The organism is Pseudomonas sp. EL_65y_Pfl2_R96 (genome assembly GCF_963970905.1).
In the GTDB taxonomy this organism is placed as follows: Bacteria; Pseudomonadota; Gammaproteobacteria; order Pseudomonadales; family Pseudomonadaceae; genus Aquipseudomonas.
The window spans coordinates 1-543 of sequence record NZ_CAXAQH010000201.1 but is presented as its reverse complement, the minus strand read 5'-3'; the positions used below and the strand labels follow the sequence as shown (position 1 = coordinate 543).

Annotated in this window: 1 protein-coding gene; it reads right to left on the bottom strand. The window is 65.4% G+C overall.

The window, feature by feature from the left end:
* The coding region (locus tag AACY49_RS30215; RefSeq protein WP_339527913.1) for a Tn3 family transposase at window positions 1-543 on the bottom strand (543 nt) is incomplete at both ends.

Genomic DNA, 543 nt, shown 5'->3' with positions numbered 1-543 from the left:
ACACCGGGTTCGTTGCCGTTGCGGGCGTTGATGTCGCTGATCGCGGCACCACGCCCACCTGCGTGGAATTGCTGCCCGTCGCTCGATGAGCTGATGCCGCTGCCCCATAATCCGGCGAGCGGTGTTGCGCGATGCGCCTCGATGAGTCGCCCCAGCGCCTCGCCATAGGCGGCTTCGCTGATGTGCCAGTCATGCAGATGGGCGAGCTGGCGTAAGCTGGCGCCTCGGCAACTGTCCGCCATGCGCGTCAGCCCAAGATTGATGCCGTCGGCGAGTATGACAGTCAGCAACGCATTGCGGTCGTCGGCCGGACGGCCCGAGCGCCGATGGGTGAAGCAGTCGCCGAAGCCGGTCCATGCATCCACATCGAGCAGGATATCCGTGATCTTCACGCGGGGGAGACGGTCATAGGCAGTGCGGCGCGCGGCTTCGGCTACGGGCGGCGTAATCGCCTTCAGCGGCGAGATCATCAAACCGTTTTCGTCGAGCCGGACCTGGGGCAGTTCGCCTTGCCGGGCCAGCACTGAGACCCGCTCGATTGCA